At 67.1% G+C, this 17,198-nt stretch carries 11 protein-coding genes and 1 tRNA gene; 5 read left to right on the top strand and 7 right to left on the bottom strand.

The features are described from left to right. The first annotated feature begins 17 nt into the window (after positions 1 to 17). From pth to DOM67_RS15015, 3 genes are all read left to right on the top strand, one after another. On the top strand, positions 18 to 602 hold the full coding sequence (gene pth / locus DOM67_RS15025) for an aminoacyl-tRNA hydrolase (RefSeq protein ID WP_110677373.1): 585 nt from the start codon (positions 18 to 20) through the stop codon (positions 600 to 602). 112 nt (positions 603 to 714) lie between these two features. Then, a complete protein-coding gene (ychF, locus tag DOM67_RS15020) occupies positions 715 to 1,806 on the top strand; it encodes a redox-regulated ATPase YchF (protein WP_110677371.1) in 1,092 nt (363 codons plus the stop codon). Positions 1,807 to 1,940: 134 nt separating this feature from the next. Beyond that, positions 1,941 to 2,017 (top strand) — tRNA-Met (locus DOM67_RS15015). Positions 2,018 to 2,113: 96 nt separating this feature from the next. Here the strand turns inward: DOM67_RS15015 and dgcA are convergent. Both dgcA and DOM67_RS15005 read right to left on the bottom strand, forming a co-directional pair. Next, entirely contained in the window at positions 2,114 to 3,094 is a 981-nt protein-coding gene (gene dgcA / locus DOM67_RS15010) for an N-acetyl-D-Glu racemase DgcA (protein WP_110677369.1), read from the bottom strand. Positions 3,095 to 3,304: 210 nt separating this feature from the next. Continuing rightward, positions 3,305 to 4,645: a M18 family aminopeptidase gene (locus DOM67_RS15005; protein WP_110677367.1), complete on the bottom strand. Its 1,341-nt coding sequence runs from the start codon at positions 4,643 to 4,645 to the stop codon at positions 3,305 to 3,307. Positions 4,646 to 4,831: 186 nt separating this feature from the next. On the opposite strand from DOM67_RS15005, the gene DOM67_RS15000 reads away from it, so the two are divergent. Both DOM67_RS15000 and DOM67_RS14995 read left to right on the top strand, forming a co-directional pair. Continuing rightward, positions 4,832 to 6,919, top strand: a complete 2,088-nt coding sequence (locus DOM67_RS15000; protein ID WP_110677365.1) for a carboxy terminal-processing peptidase — start codon at positions 4,832 to 4,834, stop codon at positions 6,917 to 6,919. Between the two features lie 341 nt (positions 6,920 to 7,260). Further along, positions 7,261 to 8,475, top strand: a complete 1,215-nt coding sequence (locus DOM67_RS14995) for a hypothetical protein (RefSeq protein ID WP_110677363.1) — start codon at positions 7,261 to 7,263, stop codon at positions 8,473 to 8,475. A gap of 178 nt (positions 8,476 to 8,653) precedes the next feature. On the opposite strand, the gene DOM67_RS14990 is transcribed toward DOM67_RS14995, so the two are convergent. The 5 genes from DOM67_RS14990 to DOM67_RS14970 form a co-directional block, all read right to left on the bottom strand. Then, entirely contained in the window at positions 8,654 to 9,679 is a 1,026-nt protein-coding gene (locus tag DOM67_RS14990) for a glycosyltransferase (protein ID WP_110677361.1), read from the bottom strand. A 73-nt stretch (positions 9,680 to 9,752) separates the two neighbouring features. Further along, entirely contained in the window at positions 9,753 to 10,703 is a 951-nt protein-coding gene (locus DOM67_RS14985) for a glycosyltransferase family 2 protein (RefSeq protein WP_110677359.1), read from the bottom strand. Between the two features lie 119 nt (positions 10,704 to 10,822). Beyond that, complete coding sequence (locus DOM67_RS14980; protein WP_198651838.1) at positions 10,823 to 13,126, bottom strand: glycosyltransferase family 2 protein; 2,304 nt, start codon at positions 13,124 to 13,126, stop codon at positions 10,823 to 10,825. After that, positions 13,126 to 14,967: a glycosyltransferase family 2 protein gene (locus tag DOM67_RS14975; protein WP_198651837.1), complete on the bottom strand. Its 1,842-nt coding sequence runs from the start codon at positions 14,965 to 14,967 to the stop codon at positions 13,126 to 13,128. Before DOM67_RS14975 ends, DOM67_RS14980 begins: the two co-directional genes overlap by 1 nt. Positions 14,968 to 15,021: 54 nt before the next feature. Continuing rightward, complete coding sequence (locus DOM67_RS14970; protein WP_110677353.1) at positions 15,022 to 17,196, bottom strand: rhamnan synthesis F family protein; 2,175 nt, start codon at positions 17,194 to 17,196, stop codon at positions 15,022 to 15,024. Positions 17,197 to 17,198 lie beyond the last annotated feature (2 nt).

Genomic DNA, 17,198 nt, shown 5'->3' with positions numbered 1-17,198 from the left:
TCGGAGCAGGCGACGGCATGGGCGACGTGAAAGCGATCATCGGTCTCGGCAACCCCGGATCGGAGTACGAAGACACCCGCCACAATGCCGGCGCCTGGCTGGTCGAGCGCCTCGCACGGGACGCAGCACAGACGCTGCGTCCCGAGCGCAAGTTTCTGGGTCTCTATACCAAGATCCATCTGGGCAGGCACGATCTGCACCTGCTCAACCCCACCACCTTCATGAACCGCAGCGGTGCCTCCGTGGCCGCGCTGTGCCAGTTCTTCAAGATTGCCCCGGACGAGGTGATCGTGGCTCACGACGAGCTCGACATCGCCCCGGGTACGGCGCGCTACAAGACCGGCGGCGGTCATGGCGGCCACAATGGTCTACGCGACATCATCAGTGCATTCGGTAACCACAACGGCTTTCATCGACTGCGGGTCGGCATCGGCCACCCGGGCAGCGCCAAGCTGGTGACCAACTATGTGCTCGGCCGCCCCGGCAAGGCGGAGCGCGACGCCATCGACGCAGCGCTCGACGAAATCGTCGTCACCCTGCCCGACGCCCTCGACGGCAACTGGGCCAGGGCGATGAATCGCCTGCACGCCTTTTCCGCCTGACCCCGGCCCCTGCCAGCCCGCACCGCGCCACGCGCGTGTTATCGCCGGCGCCAAGGGTCGAGTAGAATAGCGATCTTTCACGCGTCACGAACTCTCTTTCCAGGAAGCGCTCATGGGATTCAACTGCGGCATCGTCGGTCTGCCCAACGTCGGCAAGTCGACGCTCTTCAACGCCTTGACACGCTCCGGCATCGACGCCGAGAACTTCCCCTTCTGCACCATCGAGCCGAACACCGGCATCGTGCCGATGCCCGACCCGCGGCTCGACAAGCTGGCCGAGATCGTCAAGCCGGAGAGGGTCGTACCCACGACCATGGAGTTCGTCGATATCGCCGGCCTGGTCGAGGGCGCCTCCAAGGGCGAGGGCCTGGGCAACCAGTTCCTGGCCAACATCCGCGAGACCGATGCGATCGCCCACGTGGTACGCTGTTTCGACGATGACAACGTCATCCACGTCGCCAACCAGGTCGACCCCACCGCCGATATCGAGACCATCAATCTCGAGCTCGCGCTGGCCGATCTCGACGCGGTGGAGCGTTCGATCCAGCGCCTGACCCGGGTGGTCAAGGGCGGCGACAAGGAAGCGATCGCCACCAAGGCGATTCTCGATCGCATCCAGCCCCATCTCGCCGAGGGTCAGCCGCTGCGCAGCTTCGGCCTGGACGAGGATGAACAGCGTCAGCTGCGCAGTTTCGGATTCCTGACCCTCAAGCCGACGATGTACATCGCCAACGTCAACGAGGACGGTTTCGAGAACAACCCCCATCTCGATACGGTGCGCCAGATCGCCGCCGGCGAAAATGCCGTCGTGGTGCCGGTGTGCAACAAGCTGGAAGCGGAAATCGCCGAACTCGAGGACGAGGAACGGGCCATGTTCCTCGAAGAGATGGGCATGCAGGAGCCCGGACTCGATCGCGTCATTCGTGCCGGCTATGGCCTGCTGGGCCTGCAGACCTACTTCACCGCGGGCGTGAAGGAAGTGCGGGCGTGGACGGTCAAGGTCGGCGCCACCGCACCGCAGGCGGCAGGTGTGATCCACACCGATTTCGAGAAGGGGTTCATCCGCGCCGAAGTGGTCAGCTATGACGATTTCGTCTCCCTGGGCGGCGAGAACGGCGCCAAGGAAGCGGGCAAGTGGCGCCTGGAAGGCAAGGCCTACGTGGTCCAGGACGGCGACGTCATGCACTTCCGCTTCAACGTCTGAGCAAGACATCCAGCGGGGCGCCAGCAGCGCCCCGGCACCGCCCGACGGCCGGATTCGTGCAAAAAAAGCGTTGACGTTTCATCGGGTTATGCTAGTATTCGCCTCCGTTGTCACTCACCAAGCGTGACCGCGACGGCTACGTAGCTCAGCTGGTTAGAGCACATCACTCATAATGATGGGGTCCCCTGTTCGAATCAGGGCGTAGCCACCAGACAAGACGCCAAAGCCCANNTGGGCTTTGGCGTCTCTGTGTGCGCCGTTTTCGTATGCGCCGCGGTGTTGTCTATAGCGACACGGATAGACCGACTCAACCCCAGAGGGCCGGCGCCGCGGGATGCACCCCTGCGGCGTCGTAGCGCAGCCCCGGGTCGCGATCCCGGGCCAGCAGCAGAGGCCCGTCGAGATCGACGATCTCGGCGCCCTGGGCAACCAGCAGCGCCGGCGCCATCGCCAGCGAGCTGGCCACCATGCAGCCGACCATGATCCGCAGCCCCGCAGCGCTCGCCAGCTCACGCAAGGCCAGCGCCTCGGTCAAGCCGCCGCTCTTGTCGAGCTTGATGTTGATCATGTCGTAGCGCCCCTGTAGTGACGCCAGCGAACCGCGATCATGGCACGCCTCGTCGGCGCACACCGGCAGCGGCCGGGGAATCTCTGCCAAGGCCGCGTCATCGTAGGCAGGGAGCGGCTGCTCGACCATCTCGATGCCGAGCTCGCCCAGCATCGGCCCAAGCTGCCGATAGGTGGACAGATCCCAGCCTTCGTTGGCATCGACGATGATCCGCACCTGCGGCGCGCCCTGGCGCACCGCGCGCAGCCGCTCGAGATCCCCCTCCCCGCCCAGCTTGACCTTGAGCAGCGGGCGCTCGGCGTGGCGTGCGGCTTTCTCGCGCATCGCCGCCGGCGTATCCAGCGACAGCGTATAGGCGCACATCTGCGCCTGCGGCGGGGCCAGGCCGGCCAGCGCCCAGACCGGCATGCCGCGCTGCTTGGCTTCAAGGTCCCACAGTGCGCAGTCCAGCGCGTTGCGCGCCGCCCCAGCCGGCAGTCGCGTCTGCAGCGCATGGCGGTCGAGCCCAGCGGCCAGAGCCGTACGCAGAGACTCGATCTGGGCGATGACACTGGCGACCGACTCACCATAGCGAGCATAAGGCACGCACTCGCCACGGCCGACGTGGGCGCCATCGCTCAGACTCACCGTCACCACCCGCGCCTCGCAGCGCGCACCGCGCGAGATGGCGAAGCGCTCCGCCAGCGCGAAACGCACCTCCTGCACTGTGAGGATCGGCATCTGTCAGACTCTCCTTCGCTGCCACGCCCGCATCCCTGTCAGCCGGCGCGGCCGTTATCGGACAAGACCCAGGCTTTATCTGAAAAGTCGACGCGCGATGGCCTGGCCAGAACGCGTCGCCACGGCAAAAATCGGCGACCACGGGCCGAGCTGGCGCTCCCGCCGATTGCCAACGCCCCAGGGGCGAACACAGTCAGTGTCAGACACCGCCTAGTCGTCGTGCGCCAGGTCGAGCACCGCCCGATTGTAGAACGCGGTCAGCGCCCGGATCAGGTAGCCGGGGTCGCGGGTACCGGCGGTCTCGCGGATCGAGTGCATGCCCCACTGCGGCACGCCGACATCGATCGTGGGCACACCCAGCTCGGTGGCGGTGATCGGTCCGATGGTGCTGCCGCAGCCCATGTCGGCACGGGTCACGAACTGCTGCACCGGCACGTCGGCCTCGCGACAGAGATCGTGGAACAGCGCCGCCGTGGCGCTGTTGGTGGCGTAGCGCTGGCTGGCGTTGACCTTGATCACCGGCCCCCCGTTGATCGCCGGACCATGATGCGGGTCGTGCTTGTCGGCGAAATTGGGGTGCAGCGCATGGGCGTTGTCGCAGGAGATCATCAGCGAGCGCTGGATCAGGCGCACGAAGCCCTCGTCGCCGGCCTCGCCCAGCGCCGCGTTGACCCGTCGCAGCACGTCGGCCAGAAACGGCCCCTGGGCGCCGCAGGCGCTGGCGCTGCCGACCTCCTCATGGTCGTTGGCGACGAACACCGCGCCCTGGCTGCCATCGCAACCGATCAGCGCCTCCAGGCCGATGAAGCAGGAGAGCAGATTGTCGAGCCGGGCGCTGGCCAGCAGTTCGCCCTCGATCCCGACCCGCGCCGGCGGCTGCACGTCGTGGAACCCCAGTTCGAAGTCGACGATCTCGGCGTCATTGATGCCGTGTTCGGCGGCGATCCACTGCTGCAGTAGACGCGTCACGTCCTCCGCCTGGCCCCCCTGCAGAAACACCGGCGCCATCTGTGTCTGGGCGTTCATGGCGCGGCCGCTGTTGGCCTCGCGGTCGAGATGGATCGCCAGACTGGGGATGATCGCCACGGGTTGGGAAACATTGATCAATAACCCTTGCAGTCGGCCGTCGGCTCGACGAACATGCACCCGGCCAGAGAGTCCGAGATCACGGTCGAACCAAGGCGCCAGCAGCGCCCCGCCGTAGACCTGCACGCCCAGTTGCAGCCAGCCCTTGTTGACCACCGCCGGCTGCGGCTTGAGCCTGAGCGCCGGACTGTCGGTGTGCGCGCCGACCATGCGCAGCGCCCGTAGTGGCGCGGTGGGCAGCTGCAGTGCGATCAGCGAGCTGTCGTTGCGCGTGACATAGACCTTGTCGCCCGGCACCAGCTGCCAGCTGTCGGTCTCGCGTAGCCGGCGGTAACCGGCGGCCTCCAGCTGGCTCGCGAGATTGGCCGTGGCATGCCAAGGCGAGGGCGAGCGGGCGAGGAAGTCGATCAGACGATCGATGACGGCGCTGTCGGAAATGGCATCGGCGGCGGCGGGGTCGGACATGAGGTTCCTCGAATGGCGGTCGGTAGGCAGTCGATACGACTGCTACAATGGATTTTGGACCTGAAAAAGATTCATGGATCCGGTGGTCTTAAAGGGAACAGCCGGTAGTCTTAAAGGGAACAGAGTGTACAGGAAACCGGGAGTGCTTCATTGATAACCCTGACTGTCGCCGCTCGGCACGCGGCCATGTGTTTGCTACTGCTGGCATGGAGCGTCGTGGCGCTGGCCGGTCCCACCCCAACCGATGCACAGCGCCAGGCGGCGACGGAAGTGGCGGAGGCGATCCAGTATGGCTCGTACGCCGAAGTCACCCTCGATGATGCCTGGTCGAAGCGCGCCTTCAAGCGCCTGCTCGACGTGCTCGACGACCAGCGCGCCTACCTGCTGCAGAGAGACGTCGACGATTTCAGCGATCTCGATACCACGCTCGACGACGCCGTCGAGGATGGCGATCTGGACCGCGTGTATGCCTTCTATTCACGTTACCAGGAGCGTGTCGAAGCACGCCTGCAGTGGCTGGTGTCACGCGTCGATCAGGGCATCGACTACACCTACACCGGTAACGAGCGCCTGGCGCTCGACCGCAAGGATTCGCCCTGGGCAGGCAGCGAGGAGGCCCTCGACGCGCTCTGGAGCAAGCGCCTCGAGAACGCCGCGCTGACCCTCTCGCTCAACGACCAGACGCCGAAGCAGATTCAGAAGACGCTGCACGACCGCTACACCAACCAGCTCAACCGGGTGCGCCAGACCAACGCCGAGGACGTGCTGGTGCTGCTGATGGCTGCGGTCACCGGCACCGTCGACCCGCATACCGAGTATCTCTCGCCGCAGCAGGGCGAGTCGTTCGACATCCAGATGCGGCTCTCGCTCGAAGGGATCGGCGCACTGCTGCAGAACGACGGCGAGTACGTCAAGGTCTCCAGCCTGGTGCCCGGCGGGCCGGCGGACAAGAGCGGCGTGCTGCAGCCGGCGGACCGTATCGTCGCAGTCGGCCAGGGCAACGACGGCGACATGGTCAACGTGGTCGGCATGCGTCTGGATCAGGTGGTCGAACTGATTCGCGGGCCCAAGGGCTCCACCGTGCGCCTCGACATCATTCCGGCCAAGGCGGTCGACGTCACCCGCACCCAGCAGGTCCAGATCACCCGCGACACGGTCAAGCTCGAGGATCAGGCCGCCCACAGCAAGGTCGAGGAGGTCCAGCGTGACGGTGAAACCCACAAGATCGGGATCATCACCGTCCCTGCCTTCTACGTCGACTTCGATGCCTGGCAGGCGGGCGAGACCGACTACCGCAGCACCACCCGCGACGTGGCCAAGGAGATCGCCAAGCTCAAGGCGCAGAACGTCGAGGGTATCGTGCTCGATCTGCGCAATGACGGCGGCGGCGCCCTGCAGGAAGCCAACTCGATGATCGGGCTGTTCATCGACCGCGGCCCCACGGTGCAGGTGCGCGATGCGCGTGGCCGCATCAACCTGTATGGCGATACCGATGCCGGCGTCGCCTATGACGGCCCGCTGGCGGTCCTGGTCAATCGCCTCTCCGCTTCGGCCTCGGAGATCTTCGCCGGCGCGATCCAGGATTACGGCCGCGGTCTGGTGATCGGCAGCCGCACCTTCGGCAAGGGGACGGTGCAGACCCTGAGCGACCTGAGCCACGGCCAGATCAAGCTCACCCGCGCCAAGTTCTACCGCATCTCCGGCGAGAGCACCCAGAACCGCGGCGTCGAGCCCGACATCCTCTTCCCCAGCCTGATCGACCCCGACGAGATCGGCGAGAGTGCGCTCGACAACGCCCTGCCCTGGGACCGCGTGCGTCCGGTGCAGTATCGGCTCTACGGCCAGCCCTGGCGCTACCTGGAGACACTGCAGGACCGCCATGACAAGCGCGTCGCCAATGATCCGGACTTCGTCTATCTGGAGAAGCAGGCGCAGTTGATCAAGCGTCTACGCGAGCAGCAGACCAGTATCAGCCTCAACGCCGAACAGCGTAAACGCGAGATGGACGCCCAGGAGACCGAGCAGCTGGCGCTGGAGAATCAGCGTCGCCGCGCGCTGGGTCTCGAGCCGCTGAAGAGCTGGGTCGATGCCCGTGACCGCTCCGCGAATAGCGACGCCGAAGCCGATACCAGTGACAAGGGCGACAAAGGCGGCAAGGAAGATAAAGGCGACAAGGCCGACGACGTCGAGCCGATCGATCGCGCCGAACTGCAGGAGACCTCACAGATCCTGCTCGACTACGCTCAGCTGATGCGCAAGCCTCCGGCGAGCTGAGCAACCCGGCACCCGCTCTCCGGTCAGGATCGCCGTTCGGGTGAGCAGCGATGAACACCAGGCGCCCCATCACTGTATGGGGCGCCTGGCGTTTCGGCCCCCTTTGCGCCCTCTCCTCCCGCCACGCCTCGTCGCATGCCATTCAGGACTGAGATCTCTCGGCCCGGGGGCGGCGAAAACGCTGACATAAGCCAGCGTCAGATTCATGCGATCGGGTCATGCCCCGGGGCAACGCCGCCGCTAGAGTCAGAAGACCCCGCCGGCATCGCGTTCCCGCACGCTCATTACGGGCATCATCACGGGCATGCGCACACCGGCCCTGACACGCCGGATACGCCGCCATGTTCTTTCCCCAACGCACTTATCTGTTCCTGGAAGGCCCCGCCTCCCCTTTCTTCAGCCAGCTGGCGCAGCGCCTGCTGGATGATGGGCACCGCGTGGTCAAGCTGCACTTCCATCTCGGTGAGCGCCTCTACTGGCACCATCCCGACGCGCTGACCTTCCGTCATCCCATGGCGATGCTGCCCCACGTGCTCGGCGAGCTGTGGCGCCAGCACCACGTGACCGACCAGGTGCTGTTCCAGGCGCACTCGCCCGCACATGATCTGGCGGTCCCGCTCGCTCGGCGCTACGGCATCCGCAATCATCTTTTCGATCACGGCTATCTGGGGCCGGGGCGGGTCACGCTGGAGCGCGAAGGCAGCGGCGCGCGTTCGCTGCTGCCGCGGGACCCGTGGTGGTTCCACGCCGCCGCCGAGCGGCTCGACGAGCCGCCCGCACCGGGTGCCTGGCCGGCTCCCGGTGCCCTGGCGCCGCTGCTGCCGGCGCTCTACCGGCTGGGCGCGCAGCTGACCCCACGGCGTCCCCCCGCCAGTGTGGCGGCCAGCGCCGACTACCGCCTACCGCTCTGGCCCGCCATAACGCCGCAGGGGACGCGCGCCGCACGGGGTGCTGCCGACAGCCAGGCACCCTTCTTCATTCTCTCTACCGGCGGCCAGTTGGGCCGTGACGACAACGCCCCTCAGCGCCGCCATCTCGAGCGCGTGATCGCCGGCTTCGTGCGGATCGCCCCGGCTCGCTGCCGTCTGCTGCTGCTGCCGACCGCTGCCGATCGCCATCGGCGCCCGCCGCGCCGCTGGGCGTCACGCCTGGCACGGCAGCTGGCTCTGGGAGAACGTCTCGGCTTTCTCTCCCCCACCCAGCTCGAGCGACTGCTTCCCCACGCCAGTGGCTGGGTCAGCCAAGGCGAACCCGAAGCCCACCTGGCCCTGGCCGAGGGCTGTCCGCTGTTCGCCCTCAGCGATGCCCACTACTGCCTGCCGGGGCTGGCGGTGAGCGACGATCTGGAGCTGTTCTGGCGCTATCCGCACGCGCCGGATGCCGATCTCTATCGCGCCTTCCGCCGGGTGCTGATCCACGCCACGCAGATCGAGGGCGACTTCCACGCCAGCGCCGGCCGTGATCGTGCGGTAATGGAGGCCACCGAACGGCTCACCGCGAACATCTCACCGATCGAGCGCCTGCTCCACGCCTCCCACGCCCGGGTTGCCTCCTGAACCGCCCCGGCGGCCTTGCGCACCGCTGCCTCCGAGCTGCCGCCCGGCCCTGGCATCCGCTCTGACACTCAACCCTGACACTCAGCGACACTCAGCCCTGAAACGCCAACCGCCCGCCCGGATCTCCCCGGGCGGGCGGTCTCTTGTCGATGCCCCACTCAGCGCCAGCCGTGGCGTGTCAGCGCCGTGCCCACCAGAACGCCCGCGCATGTGCCGGGTCGCCCAGTTCACGCGCCTTGCGCGCGGCGCGGCGGGCCATCGCCCGCGCCTCGCCGGGCTGCTGTACCAGTCGCTGCACCGCCTCGCACCAGGCCACCTCGTCGTTCTCCACCAGCAATCCGTCGACACCATCCTCGACCACGTCGCGATAGGGCGAGCAGCGGCTGTAGATACCTACACTCCCCATCAGCGCGTTATCGAGAAACTTGATGTGCGACTTGCCGGCATTGAACGGCGTATCGACCATCGGCGTCAGTCCGATATCGGCGCTGTGCTGCCCGCGGTAGCGCTGGAAGGCGCGCCAGTTCAACGCCCGCGGCGTCTGTACCCGGGCCAGCCCCTGCAGTGCCCGCGGCGTGTGCTCGCCGAGCATGATCTCGAAGGAGAGATCGCGATGCCGCTGGTGCAGCGCCACCAGCGCCGGGGTGATCGCCTCGAGATCGCCCAGATGCGCGCGCGAGCCGTAGAAGCCGATCCGCGTCAGCGCCGGCGGCGGCGTGAACGCCACCGGCTCGCCGATCAATGGCGGTGTCAGCACCGCCACCGTGCGATGGTGGCGGCGTAGCTGCTGGCCCAGCGCGGCGCTGCTGGCGATCACCTCGTCGGCCAGCGCGAAAAGTCGCGGCTGCAGATGCGTGGCGACATGGCGCATGCGCCGACGGTAGCTCGCCGGCAGACGAGCATCTTCGGCCGCCGCCGGGATGTCGTCGTCGACCAGGTAGCGGATCGTCGCCAGCCGCCCCCGGTTGGCCTCCAGCCAGGAGAGCCAGTAAGTGTTGAGCGAACGGCAGACCAGGACATGGGCGTGGCGCATCTCGCCCACCAGCCACGGCATGCACATGATCGGCAGACGCCAGTAGCTGGTGTCGATACGCCTGACCTCGACGCCCCGAGCCTGCAGCCAGGGTGCCGCCGACCCCAGGAAATAGATGTCCTCGGTCGGGCAACTGCCGTCGCTCAGTACCACCCAGCGTGGATAGCGCATGATCGGGTCCCCTCTCGGATTGGCGGTGACGCTGCGAGTCCGGCAGCGGCCGCATGGCCGCGCCGGTCGCGGTTCAGGCCGGCGGTGTGAGTAGCGCGCGGCCAATGTCCAGGCGCGGCTTGACCATCAACTTGGTGAAGGCCATCAGCACCATCTCGTCGATCCCCGCGCCCAGGTGGCGCTTGAGTTCGTCGTAATCCTTGAAGCTCGGCTCCGGCGCCACGCACATCTCGAAGAAGTGCTGGCGATTGACGTGCGGGTTGTCGAGGAAGAAGCGGCTCAGCCGGTTGTGCTTCTCCTGCTTGGCGGCGCTGGCGACGTAGTTGCCGATACGCGCGAAGAACTGCTCGACGTTGCGCAGCGGCAGGTGGTAGACGCACGCCTCCCACTCGCGGGCGAAGGCGGTCGCCTCGGCATCCGGCTCGAGCACGCTCTGATCGCTCTTGGCCATCAGCCAGTGGTAGCCCATGTGCAGGCGATGGGACTGGCGGTAGAGACACAGCGCCTTGGTATCTGATGCCTGCTCGCCCAGCGACCAGTACTCGGCATCCAGCAGTCGCCCGTGGAGGTCGGGCTGGGGCGGGATCGGGGTCTTGCAGATCACGTTGATCCAGGGCACGCGGAAGTAGAACCGCTTGAGATTCTCCTCGCCGGAGAAGCGCTGGCAGAAGGCATCGAAGAACGCCTTCACCCCACGCCCGTGGTTGAAGGTCAGGAACTCGTCGGCGTCGAAGCCGTAGACCACGTTGTGGCAGTCGCGCTTGAGATAGATCTCCAGCGCCCCCTGGATATAGTCGGCCTTGCGCTTGGAGAAGCCCTGCTCGTCCTCGATCTCGATGAAGCCGATCTCGCGGTCGGGGAACTGTGCCCGCAGCCGCGCCACGCATTCGCGCAGGAAGGTGTGCTCGACATGGCTGAGCACGACCAGACGGTCGAACCCCAGGCGCAGGTGGTGCAGGCAGGCGGCATAGACCACATCCTCCTCGCCTCTGACCATGGTGATGGCGGTGAACTCGGTATGCATGTTCGGCTTCCTGTCGTCAGGGTGGAAAGATCAGCGGTGACGACACCCGGGTCGACGTCGTCTCGGCGTGAAGAAGACACGGCATTCGCTCGCCTTCTCGGCCACGCCCGTGGCCGGTTTCAGCGCAGCGAAAAATCCTCATGGGTCAGGGTCAGGTGCGGGTGGTAAGCCGGGTCCGTGAACAGACTCGCCCCCCAGCGGCGACGCATGTACTGGGCTTCGCTGGCCGCCCGCGCGCGCTTGGCCTGGGTGTCGTCGCTGCCGCGCGAGATCGACTCGTGGTGGTAGAGCTCGGCAAACGGCGTCCATAGATTGCGGTAACCGGCGTCGCGCACCCGCAGGCAGAAATCGACATCGTTGAACGCCACCGCCAGGTGGGCCGCGTCGAGACCGCCGACGGCAGTGAATATCTCGCGGCGCACCACCAGGCAGGCGGCGGTCACCGCGGAGTAGTTCTGGGCCAGGTGCAGGCGCGAGAAGTAGCCCGGCTGATGCCCACTGAAATACTTGTGCGCGTGCCCCGCCACACCGCCCACGCCGAGTACCACACCGGCGTGCTGGATGGTGCCGTTGGGGTAGTAGAGCTTGGCGCCGACGCAACCGATCTCGGGGCGACAGGCGTGGGTGACCATCTCCGTGAGCCACTCCGGATGCATCGGCTCGATGTCGTTGTTGACCAGAGCCAGCAGCGCCCCGCGGGCCTGCGCCGCACCGACATTGTTGAGCGCCGAGTAGTTGAACGGCCCCGGACAGCGCAGTACCCGCACCCGCGGGTCGGCGGCGATCGCGGTGAAGAAGTCGAGGGTGGCGGGATCGCGTGAATCGTTGTCGAGGATCAGCAGCTCGAGGTTGGGATAGTCAGTGCGCTCCAGCAGTGCCCTCACACAGGGTTCGAGAATCTCGACCCGGTCGCGGGTCGGCACCAGCAGGCTGACCAGCGGTGCCGGCTGCGGCAGCGGCCAGTGCACCCGATAGGTATTGGGGAAGCGTCCCGCCTCGATCCGCACCGCCGGGGTCTCGAGGGCCAGATGCTCGCGCACCGCGCGCAGCCCGGCGGCCCCGGTATAGGTCTTGGCCGCGGCCGCACCGGCGGTCGAGGTGCCGACAGCGCGCCAGTGATAGAGCACCTGGGGCACGTGGACGATGCGTCCAGCGCTAAGCCCCCGAGTGCAGCGCAGTGCCAGGTCGTGGTCCTGGCTGCCCTCCAGGCCGAGGCGGAAACCGCCCAGCGCCCGCACCCGAGCGGTGCGGAACACGCTCAGATGCGACAAATAGTTCTGGCCCAGCAGCAGATCCGGGTTCCACGCCGGCTTGAAGTGGGGATCGAAGCGCTCGCCGCGCTCGTCGATCTTGTCCTCGTCGCTGTAGAGCACGTCGGCGTCGGGCTGGCGCTGCAGTGCTTCGGCGATATGGAAGAGCGCATCCCGGGCCAGCTCGTCGTCGTGGTCGAGCAGCGCCACGAACTCGCCCTGGGCCAGCGCCAGGGCGCTGTTGCTGGCGGCACAGATATGCCCGTTGTGCTCCCGCTGTACCAGCGCGATGCGCGCCTCCGCGGCGGCGTAGCGCGACAGCGTCTGGATCACCTGCGGATCGCGCGAGGCGTCGTCGGCGATGCACAGCTGCCAGTGGGGGTAGCTCTGCGCGAGCACCGAGTCGAGACAGCGCTTCAGGTACGCGGGCTCGGTGTCATGCGTCGGCAGCAGCACCGAGATCGTCGGCGTCCAGGTGAAGGCAGCCAGACGCGCGGCGATCTCCGCCGCCGCCGGCGTGGGGTGGCGATCGAGCCAGGCCCGGTAGCTGGCGCTGGGGCAGGTCCGGGCGAAGGTCGCCTCGTACTGCGCCAGCGCCAGCTCGCGCCATGCCACCCCACGCTCGCTCGCACGCTGCTTGAGTGCCCCGATCAGCTGCTGCCGAGGGGTCTGCAGCCAGTCCGGGTGCAGGTTGGTCAACCGCTGGGCGAGCCGCTCATGGGCAAACCCCGGGGTCAGCCAGACCAGACGCAGATGCTCGACGCTGAACTCCCCGGCGCTTTCCAGCGGGTCGAAACGGATCGCACGCAGGGTCGGCGGGATATAGCACAGCCGCTTGGAGACGCGCCCGGCGCGCAGCGCCAGATAGAGGCTGTGCGCCTCGTCGAAGCCGTCGCCGGTATCGAAATAGAGCTTGACCGCGGCGCTGGCGCCATCGTGATCCAGGCGTACTTCGAGCATGTGCCAGCCGGGCAGCGGCAGTTGGCGCCGCCACAGGAACTGGGGGTCATCGTCGAGCGCCCGCCAGGCGTGGCGCGACGCCGGTGCCAGTGCCTCGAGCCCGGACAGCGGCAGCAGCCGCGGCTGGCAGACCAGGCGAGTGGTGCGCTTGAGCCAGCCCCAGGAGGCCGGTACCGGCGCCAGCGGCGCGGGCGAGCTCAGCGGGCGCAGCATCACGGCGCCAGCGCCTGCGACAGGCATTCGTCGACCGCGATCTGACAGCACCCCAGCGACTGCCCGGTCAGCAGTACACGACACTCCACCCGGTCACCGGGGGCCGCCTTGAGCGGCAGATGAAAGCCGACCTGGGCGGCGCGCGGCGCGCCCCAGCGCAGGAAGCCCGGCCGCAGCCCGCTGGCCACGCAGCAGCCGACGCGCTTGTCGTTGACGCGCACCTCCACCTCGACCGGATAGTCATCGATCGCCCACCAGGCCCACCCCACCACCCGGTCCGGCTGACACTGCTGCACGCCGCCATGGGCGTAGGGCCGACCCTCGCGCCACAGCGCCAGACGCGTCTCGAACAGCGCCAGGGCCTGCTCGTAGAGACTGAAGTCGCTCGCGTTGAGCTCGCGTAGCGCGGCTTCGTCGGCGGGGTCGATGGGATAGACGTGGCTCACCGACGCGTGGCCCAGATTCTCCGCCAGACCCGGTATCTGCCAGCCGTAGCGGTCGTTGATCAGCGCCAGCGAGTCGGCGTAGCGCTCAGTGATGCCGACCATGCCCAGCGCTTCGAGCCGGGTCGACTCGAGAAAACGCGCCTGCCGGTTGATCATGTCCTGCCGCCGGTAGAAGGTCTGGAAGCTGTCGCGGTACTGGTGGTGGCGCACGAAATGGTGATACTCCGAGGCGATACGCTGCAGCGGCTCGCGCACGAAGGTGAAACTGTCACGCAGGCCAGCCAGATGGCCGTACTTGTCCATGCCCACGTGGCCTGCCAGCAGGCGCACCTGGCGCTCGCGCAGACACTGCCACAGCTGCCAGTTGTCACGCCGCTGATGCGCCCACAGCACCACCTCCGGGGCGGTCTCGCGCTGCTTCTCGCCGTAGTCGTGCCAGACGCCCTCGCTACCCAGCTGGTGGCGGGCACCGAGACGAAAGCTGGTGCCGGCGGTCTTGGGGATATGAACGAAGAAGCGCGGCGGCGGCGGCGGGGTCACCACCGGCAGCAGCAGGCGGGTCTCTTCGCGCAGGCGCGCCAGCAGCTCCGACGAGAAGCCCAGGGTCTCCTGGTTGAGGTCGTGGTTGCGGAAATATTGCATGTCGCGGGTGTTGCCGGCGGGCATGTTGGCACGCCCGCGGCTGAGCTTGGTGTCGATGAACTCCTGGCGCGACTTGATGTTGTAGTGATAGATCTTCAGCGGAGACGCGATCACCTCCCGGGTCCGCCCCGAGCGCGGCTGATCGTCGAGGAACGCCACCGGATCGCCGCCGGCGCCGACGTAGCGATAGCCCGGCTCCAGGGTCGCCGCATGCGCGGTCATCGCCTTGACTCGCTGCGGCCTGACGATCGACTTGAAGTGGCAGTTGACGGCATGCGCCTCGTGGCTGGCCTGGGTGAAGCGCTCCAGCACGCCACCGGGCTGGCGTCGCTGCATGTGCGAAGAGCCGAAGATGCGCCAGTTGATCGCCACCGCCCCCACGTCCGCCGGCGCCAGCACCGTGGCGAGCCACTCCAGCGGCCGATCGCAGTGCGGATGGACCAGGAACTCGTCGGCGTCGAGAAACGCCATGAACTCCGCCTCGCGCCCCCAGGTTTCCAGGACGTGCGCGTACCAGCTGGTCTGCGCCTTGTCCTCCGGCGTCCAGCGGCAGGTGGTCACCAGGCCCAGTCGCTGCCAGCTCGCCAGCAGCAGATCGGTGCCGTCATCGCTGCCGTTGTCGGCGATATAGAAGTGCTCGAAGCCGATCATGCGGTGGTAAGCGACCCACTCGGGCAGGTACTCGCGCTCGTTCTTGACGATCGCCACCATCGCATGGCGGTAACTCACCGCCGGGTCTCTGCGTGCCATCATCTCAACCATGAACCTCCGTCCAGCGTCGCGCCGGGTCTCCCCGGCCCGCGGTCGTCATTCGCCGATGAAAGGGTTGCGACCGACTTCACTGATCAGCCGGCCCCACTTGAGGATCTCGCCCTCGTCCAGTGCCTCGTCACCGACCAGCACCTCGGGGAAGCCGAGTGCGCGCCACTTGTCGCGGGGGTGCAGGATATGGAAGGTCGTCAGGCCCAGGTCGCCCGGCATCTGAGCGTCCGCGACCACGTTGTCGCCGATGTGCAGATGGCGCTGGACACCCTCGGCGGCCAGGTCCTGCTTGACCTTGTGCCATAGACTGCCGTTGTCCTTGCGCGCCTGCTCCGCGCTCGACACCATCAGCCGGTAGGCTGCGGAAACGCCGGCCTTGCGCAGCATCAGGCCGACCTGATCGCGGGTGTAGTAGGTATCCGAAATCACCCACAGCACGTGCCCGGAGGCCGCCAGATGGTTGAACAGCTCGACCATCTCGTCCTTGGGCCGGATCATCTCCAGGTCGAGTTCGAACTCCTGACGCATCCACGCCTGGGCCTGGGCCGGCGAGACCTCCAGGCGCTCGGCGATTTCGTCGTAGATCGCCACGATGTCGACGTCGCCCTGGAAATTGGCGCGCTGGCGCAGGCTCGCCTCGGCCTCGTTGCGCAGCTTGACGAAGGCGCGTGCCGAGACGACCCGGCCCTGCTCGGCGAGCTGCTTGCCGAGCTTGAGCTTGGCGTAGTCGGCGACCATGTATTCGCGCCGCACCAGGGTGTCGAAGACATCGAAGCTGATGTAGGAGTGAGCCTGGATGCTTGCCAGGTGGTTACTCAGCCGCCCGTGATAGCTGGCGGTGATGTAGCCCGAATCGGTGGTGAACTGCCCGGTCGGGGGATAGAAGAAGAGCTGACGATAGCCCCGGTGCTCGACCAGCGGGCCGAGTACCCGCTCCAGCGCGTGCAGCATCGAGTTGTCGTTGGGCAGCGGCTCCGGCGGAAAATCGTCGTAGGCCCAGCCGCGATCGATCACGCCACGCAGGGCCTGGGGGCGTGCCCAGAACATCCCGCCGGCGGGATAGCTGAGAAAATCGGGGATCGGCCCCAGCCCCAGCTCGCGCTGCCACGTCTGCATGAAACCCTTGTTCATGGTCTGGTGATTGACCCAGGCCGGCATCATCCAGAAGGTCGTCGGGTAGTAGAGCCCCAGACTCTCGTCTTCGGCGAAGGCGTTGAGCAGGCGCGTGATCACCGAGACATCGCGCAGCAGATACTCGATCAGATACTCCGCCCACTGGGTCTGCTCCTTGCCGGAGTAGAGCGACTTCTTCGAGTGCAGATGGCACAGCAGGTCGTACTCCCCCAACTGGGGTCCGAACTCCACCAGCATCGGGCCGAAGTTGCGCCCACGATTGGGCACCACTCGGGTGTGCAGCGCCCGCACCCGCGGATGCTCGGCGAACGCCGCCTGGGCCTTCTCCTCGTGCTCCGCCGCCGCCAGCGTCAGGAACACGTCCACTTCGATCGGGAAACGCGCGATCGCCTCGGCGAAGCGATCGAGGAAGTCGGCATAGAAGACATGCAGACACAGCGCCACCTTGAGCGTCGATGCCGCCTCTCCCAGCACCACGCTGGACGTCACGATCTGGCGCGGGTGCCAGCGCACCGTGGCCGGCGCGTGCTGCCGCCCCTCGCTGCGTCCATGCAGCAGATAGTGCTGCAGCGGGCTCTGCTGGGCGTGGAACACGTCCATGTACATGCGGTGGTAGGTTTCGCTGTCGAAGCGTGGCGACGGGTTCACCGGGGCGAAGCGCGACTTGCGCAGATAGTCGTCGAAGGCTTCGCGCTGGGTGGCGAAGCGCAGGCCATAGGTGGCCTGATACCACTTGGGATCGAACAGCCCGGTGCTCAGCGCATCGATGAAGGCCTGACTGATCAGCGCAGCGTGGCCATCGCCGCCGCCCGCCTGGCCCAGCGGCAACTCCTCGTTGGCCGGCTGGCGCTCGCTCAGCGCTTCGGCATCCTCGGCGCTGGTGGCGGTCACCGCATCCACCGGGACCACATCGCCACTGACCATCGACGCGGCCATGTCGACCAGCGCCGGATCAGGCTCGAGCGCCGGCGCGTCGACCACCAGCTCCGGATCCTCGAGAGCAGGCCGCCGCCGGCGCGCGCGCCCCAGCAGATGCGCCTGGAACAGCCATGGCAACAGCGCCGTCACTTTTCCCTCTGGTTTCATGA

Source organism: Salinicola sp. RZ23, from assembly GCF_003206675.1.
In the GTDB taxonomy this organism is placed as follows: Bacteria; Pseudomonadota; Gammaproteobacteria; order Pseudomonadales; family Halomonadaceae; genus Salinicola; species Salinicola endophyticus.
This window is presented reverse-complemented; position numbering and strand designations above follow the sequence as displayed.